This window comes from Streptomyces sp. NPDC058534 (assembly GCF_042717365.1).
In the GTDB taxonomy this organism is placed as follows: domain Bacteria; phylum Actinomycetota; class Actinomycetes; order Streptomycetales; family Streptomycetaceae; genus Streptomyces.
This window is the reverse complement of the sequence record NZ_JBHXNW010000155.1, coordinates 1-6,870: the sequence shown is the minus strand read 5'-3', so window position 1 is coordinate 6,870 and position 6,870 is coordinate 1. Positions and strand designations below refer to the sequence as shown.

At 72.0% G+C, this 6,870-nt stretch carries 2 protein-coding genes; both read left to right on the top strand.

The window, feature by feature from the left end:
* On the top strand, window positions 1–5,172 hold a 5,172-nt coding region (locus tag ACFWR9_RS42180), incomplete at its 5' end, for a type I polyketide synthase (protein ID WP_383852844.1).
* A gap of 27 nt (window positions 5,173–5,199) precedes the next feature.
* On the top strand, window positions 5,200–6,870 hold a 1,671-nt coding region (locus ACFWR9_RS42175), incomplete at its 3' end, for a type I polyketide synthase (protein WP_383852841.1).

Here is a 6,870-nt window from a genome sequence, read left to right as displayed (position 1 = left end):
GGCCGCCGCACGGCTCAGGCCGGCGCGGGTGACCGTAACGCCCTCGCCCGGCGCCTCGTGGGCCTCACGCCCGCCGACCAGGAGAAGGCCCTTCTCGACCTGGTCCGCAACCACACGGCGACCGTCCTGGGACACACGACGGCCGAACGCGTCGAGTCCGACAAGGCGTTCAAGGACGCCGGCTTCGACTCCCTCACGGCGGTCGAGCTGCGCAACCGGCTCAGCACGGCGACGGGCGTGAAGCTGCCCGCCACGCTGATCTTCGACTACCCGACCCCGCGCGCCCTCGCGCGCTACCTGCGCGACGAGTTCAGCGGCCAGACCGCCGCCGTCGCCCCCACCACGCCGACCACGGTGCCCACGGACGACGACCCGATCGTCATCGTCGGCATGGCCTGCCGTCTCCCCGGCGGGGTCGCGGCTCCGGAAGACCTGTGGCGGATGGTGCGGGAAGGCCGCGACGGCCTGTCGGGCTTCCCGACGGACCGTGGCTGGGACCTGGACGTCCTGTTCGACGAGAATCCGGACAACCCGGGGACGACGTACGTCAAGCAGGGTGGCTTCCTCCACGAGGCGGGTCGCTTCGACGCGGGGTTCTTCGGGATCTCGCCGCGTGAGGCGACGGCGATGGACCCGCAGCAGCGGCTGCTGTTGGAGACCTCGTGGGAGGTGTTCGAGCGGGCGGGGATCGACCCGGGTGCGCTTCGGGGTGCCGAGGTGGGTGTGTTCTCGGGCGTGATGGGCCAGGGGTATTCCTCGGGTGAAGGTGTTCCCGCCGAGCTGGAAGGGTTCGCGGGCACGGGCAGCGCGGGCAGTGTGGCCTCGGGCCGCGTGTCGTACGTGTTCGGCTTCGAGGGCCCAGCGGTGACCGTGGACACGGCCTGCTCCTCGTCGCTGGTGGCGATCCACCTGGCGGCGCAGGCGCTGCGCCAGGGCGAGTGCACGATGGCCCTCGCCGGCGGAGCCACCGTCATGTCCACCCCCGACACCTTCATCGGCTTCTCCCGCCAGCGCGGCCTGGCCGCCGACGGCCGGGTCAAGGCCTTCTCCTCCTCCGCCGACGGCACGGGCTGGGCCGAGGGCGTGGGCGTCCTGCTCCTGGAGCGGCTCTCGGACGCCCGCAGGAACGGTCACCAGGTCCTCGCGGTGGTGCGCGGTTCGGCGGTCAACCAGGACGGCGCGTCCAACGGCCTGACCGCTCCCAACGGTCCGTCCCAGCAGCGCGTGATCCGCAAGGCGCTCGCCGGTGCCGGGCTGACGTCGGCCGACGTCGACGTCGTCGAGGCGCACGGCACCGGCACCAGGCTCGGCGACCCGATCGAGGCGCAGGCGCTGCTCGCGACCTACGGTCAGGGACGTGAGGAAGGCCGGCCGCTGTGGCTCGGCTCGGTCAAGTCCAACATCGGTCACGCACAGGCCGCTTCGGGTGTGGCGAGCGTGATCAAGATGGTCGAGTCCATGCGGCACGGCATTCTCCCCGCGACGCTGAACGTCGACGAGCCGACGCCCGAGGTGGACTGGTCGGCGGGAGCGGTCGAGCTCCTCACGGAGTCCCGGCCGTGGCCGGAGACGGAGCGTGCGCGCCGCGCGGGTGTGTCCTCGTTCGGGGTCAGCGGTACGAACGCGCACGTGATCCTGGAGCAGGCGCCTGACGGCGAGCCGCCGGTCTCCGCGTCTGTTCCCGTGGACCGCGATGCGGTACTGCCGTTCGTGGTGTCGGCGAAGGGCGCGGGAGCGCTGGCCGGTCAGGCGCAGCGACTCGCGGCGTTCGTCGAGGGCGAGGTGTCGTTTGCCGGTGTCGCGGCTTCGCTGGTGTCCGGTCGTGCGGTGTTGTCGGACCGGGCGGTGGTGGTCGCGGGTTCGCGTGAGGAGCTGCTGTCGGGTCTCGACGCGGTGGCGCGCGGCGAGTCCGCGGTGGGTGGTTCTGCTGCTCGTGGCCGGTCGGTGTTCGTGTTTCCGGGCCAGGGAGCCCAGTGGGTCGGCATGGGTCGCGAACTCCTTGACACCTCCCCGGTGTTCGCGGACCGGGTTGCCGAGTGCGAGCGGGCGCTGTCTCCGTTCGTGGACTGGTCGCTGCCCGAAGTCCTGCGCGGGGAAGCGGATTCGGCGTTGCTGGAACGAGTGGATGTGATCCAGCCGGCGAGCTTCGCCGTGATGGTGTCCTTGGCGGCCGTGTGGCGTTCGGCGGGCGTCGAGCCCGACGCGGTTCTCGGTCATTCGCAGGGTGAGATCGCTGCTGCGTGTGTGGCGGGTGCGCTGTCGCTTGAGGATGCGGCGCGTGTGGTGGCTCTGCGGAGTCAGGCCATCGGCCGGGTCCTGTCCGGCCGGGGCGAGATGGCGTCCGTCGCCCTGCCCGCGGCCGACGTCCGCGAACTGCTGGTCGAGGGTGTCGAGATCGCGGCCGTCAACGGCCCGACCTCGGTCGTCATCGCCGGTGACGCCGACGCCCTGGACGGCCTGCTGACCGACCTGGAGGGCCAGGGTGTGCGGGTGCGGCGGGTCGCGGTGGACTACGCCTCCCACACCCGTCACGTCGAGGCGGTCGAGGAGGTCCTCGCGGCCGAGCTCGCGGGCATCACGGCGCTGGCTCCGGAGATTCCCTTCTTCTCGTCCGTCGACGGCACCTGGGTCGAAGACGCGGGTGTCGTCGACAGCACATACTGGTACCGGAACCTGCGGCAGACCGTGGGCTTCGAGCCCGCCGTCCGTGCGCTGATCGGTGCGGGCTTCGGTGTGTTCGTCGAGGTCAGTTCCCACCCCGTCCTCCTCCAGCCCGTCTCCGAGATCGCCGACGCGGCGGATGTCCCGCCGGTGCTCGTGGGCTCCCTGCGCCGTGGTGAGGGCGGCATGCGCCGCATGCTGACCTCCCTCGCCGAGGCCTTCGTCCGTGGCGTGGACGTCGACTGGACGGCCGTCCTGCCGACCGGTGTCGCCGATGGTCCGCGCGTGGATCTGCCCACGTACGCCTTCGCTCACGAGCACTACTGGCTCAAGGCCCCCGACCGCCGTACCGACGTCGACGCCGACCTCCAGGTCAACGAAGCCGACCGCGACTTCTGGACCGCCGTCGACGACGCCGATCTGGACGCGCTCGCCGCGCTCCTCAAGGCCGACACCACCGACCGTCAGAGCGCTCTGGGCGCCGTCGTCCCGCTCCTCGCGGACTGGCGCGAAGGCCGCCGCGAGTGGAACGTCGTCGAGGGCCTCCGCTACGCCGTCACCTGGCAGCCGCTGCCCCAGTCCACCCCCGGTGTCCCTGGCGGTACGTGGCTGGTGATCGCCCCGGACGGGCGCGCCGGTGCCGACGGGACGGAAGATCTGGCTCAGATGCTCACCGCCCAGGGGCTCAACACGGTGCTCCTTGAGGTCTCCGAAGACGGGCTTCGCGACCGGGCCTCGCTCGCCGCGTGGCTGGGCGCTGTCCTCGCCGAGCACGACGTCACCGGCGTACTGTCCCTCCACGCGCTGGAGCGGGGACAGGCTCCGCAGGACGCCGCAGCCGTCGCCGAGACCACTCTCGTACTGCTCCAGGCCCTCGCCGACACGAGTGCCGGCCAGCCGCTTTGGTGCCTGACCAGGGGCGCGGTGAGCACCGGGACGCAGGACGCCGTGACCTCCCCGGTCCAGGCGGCGCACTGGGGCCTCGGGCGTGCCGCGGGCCTCGAGTACGCGGACCGCTGGGGCGGTCTCGTCGACCTGCCTGCCGAGATCGACGGCCGGACCGTTCAGCGCCTGCTCGGCGTACTCAACGCCGCGGGCGACGAGGACCAGCTCGCCATCCGGCGTACCGGCGTCCACGCCCGCAGGCTGGTAAGCAAGTCCCTCCCCAAGTCGGCCGGTACGCAGCCGTGGCAGTCGCGCGGAACGGTCCTCGTCACCGGCGGTACGGAAGGACTCGGCCGGCACGCCGCGCACTGGCTCGCGCTCGGCGGCGCCGACGCCCTGATCGTCACCACCACCGCCGACACCCCGGACGACGGCGTGGATACGCTGCGTACCGAACTCGCCCGCCTTGACGTCCGTACGACCGTCACGGCCTGTGACGCCGCCGACCGCGACGCGCTCGCCCGCCTGCTCGACAGACTCCCCGCCGACCGGCCGCTGACCGCCGTGATCCACGCCGCCGACGTCATGCAGACCAGCTCCCTGGCCGGCACCCGGCGGGCCGACATCGCCGAGGTGTTCGCGGCTAAGGTGGAGATCGCAGTCTGGCTCGAAGAGCACCTCAAGGACACCGAGCTCGACGCCTTCGTCACCTTCTCCTCGATCGCCGGCATCTGGGGTGGCGGCGGACAGGGCCCGTCCGGTGCGGCGAACGCTGTCCTCGACGCCCTCGTCGAACGCCGCCGCGCACGCGGACTCAAGGCGACCTCCCTCGCCTGGGGCGCGCTAGACCAAATCGGCGTCGGCGCCGACCCGGCCGCGCTAGCCCAGCTGCGCCGCCGAGGCGTCCTCCCGGTCGCCCCCGAGGTCGCCGTGAGCCTCCTTGAGCAGGCACTGCGCGCCGACGAACACGCGGTGGTCGTCGCCGACATGGACTGGACGGCGTTCATCCCGGCGTTCACGTCCGTCCGGCCGAGCCCGCTCTTCGGCGAACTGCCCGAGGCGCGCGAGATGATGCGGTCAACTCAGCACGAAGCGGGCACCGGTGCCGACGACGCCCAGTCGTCCCTGGTCGCGAGCCTGACGGCGGCCTCGGAAACCGAACAGCAGCGGATCCTGCTCCGGCTCGTCCGCAGCCATGCCGCCACCGTTCTGGGCCACACCAGCGCCGAGGTCATCCGGCCGCTCCAGGCCTTCCAGGAGGTCGGATTCGACTCCCTCGCGGCCGTCGGCCTCCGCAACAGCCTGCAGGCGGCCACAGGCCTGCGCCTGCCCGCGACGCTGCTCTTCGACTACCCCACCCCCGACGCGCTGGTCGAGTACCTGCGCGCCGAACTCCTCCGTACGACCGGAGACGAGTTCGAAGGGCGGGAGGGCGACCTCAGACGTGTCCTGGCGAGCGTCCCCTTCGCCCGGTTCAAGGAGTCCGGAGTCCTGGACGCCCTGCTGCAACTTGCCGAGACGGACGCGCCGGAGGCATCGGCGCCGTCCGAGGACAACTCGGAACTCATCGACGCGATGGACGTCGCCAGCCTGATTCAGCTGGCCCTCGGCGACGACGCAAGCTGACCCGTTACAAAGATCGTGGAGGAAGAAATGGCATCGCCTGACGAGCAGCTTGTGGGTGCACTGCGTGCGTCGCTGAAGGAGAACTCCAGGCTGCAGCACGAGAACAGTCAGCTCGCCGCCGCTGCCGTCGAGCCTGTGGCCATCGTGTCGATGGGCTGCCGCTTCCCGGGCGGGATCGACAACCCCGAGGACTTCTGGCGGGTGGTCTCCGAAGGTGCCGACGTTTACACCGAGTTCCCGACCGATCGCGGTTGGGACCTCGACGGACTCTTCGACCCGGACGCCGACAACCCCGGCACCACCTACGTGCGCGAAGGTGCCTTCCTCCACGACGCGGCCAAGTTCGACGCGGCGTTCTTCGGCATATCGCCGCGCGAGGCGCTCGCCATGGACCCGCAGCAGCGCCAGCTCCTCGAAGTCTCCTGGGAGACCTTCGAGCGCGCCGGCATCGACCCCCACTCCATGCGGGGCGCCGACGTCGGCGTCTTCACCGGCATGGTGCACCAGGACTACGCGCCGGATCTGAGCGGCTTCGAGGGATACCTCAGCCTCGAACGAGCCCTCGGCACCGCCGGCGGCGTCGCCTCCGGTCGCGTCGCCTACACCCTGGGCCTGGAAGGCCCCGCCGTGACGGTCGACACCATGTGCTCGTCCTCGCTGGTCGCCATGCACCTGGCGGCGCAGGCGCTGCGCCGCGGCGAGTGCTCGATGGCCCTTGCCGGCGGCGCCACCGTCATGGCGACGCCGGGTGGCTTCGTCGGCTTCTCGCGGCAGCGCGGCCTGGCCGCCGACGGCCGCATCAAGGCGTTCTCCGCGTCCGCCGACGGCAGCGGCTGGGCCGAGGGCGTGGGCGTCGTGCTCCTGGAGCGGCTCTCCGACGCCCGCAAGAACGGGCACCGCGTGCTCGCGGTGCTGCGAGGCTCCGCGATCAACCAGGACGGTGCTTCGAACGGCCTGACCGCCCCGAACGGTCCGGCCCAGCAGCGCGTGATCCGCAAGGCGCTCGCCAACGCCGGTCTGACCACCTCCGACATCGACATGGTGGAGGCGCACGGTACGGGTACGAAGCTCGGTGACCCGATCGAGGCGCAGGCGCTCCTCGCCACGTACGGCCAGGGGCGCGAGGAGGGCCGGCCGCTGCTCCTCGGCTCGGTCAAGTCCGTCCTCGGGCACGCGCAGGCCGCTTCGGGTGTCGCCGCGGTGATCAAGACCGTGCAGTCGCTGCGCCACGGCGTGCTTCCGGCGACGCTGCACGTGGACGAGCCCACTCCGCAGGTGGACTGGACGGCGGGTGCGGTCGAGCTCCTCACGGAGTCCCGCGCGTGGCCGGAGACCGAGCGTCCGCGCCGGGTGGGCGTGTCGTCCTTCGGCGCGAGCGGTACGAACGCGCACGTGATCCTGGAGCAGGCGCCGGACGGTGAGCTGCCGGTCTCCGCGTCCGTTCCCGTGGACGGCGATGCCGTGCTGCCGTTCGTGGTGTCGGCGAAGGGCGCGGGGGCGCTGCCGGGCCAGGCGGCGCGGCTCGCCGCGTTCGTCGAGGCGGACGAGGCGCTGCCGCGGGCCGGTGTGGCCGCATCGCTGCTGTCCGGGCGTGCGCTGCTGCCGGATCGGGCGGTGGTGGTCGCGGGATCGCGTGAGGAGCTGCTGACGGGTCTCGGCGCGCTGGCGCGCGGCGAGTCGGACGCGACGCTGTTCAAG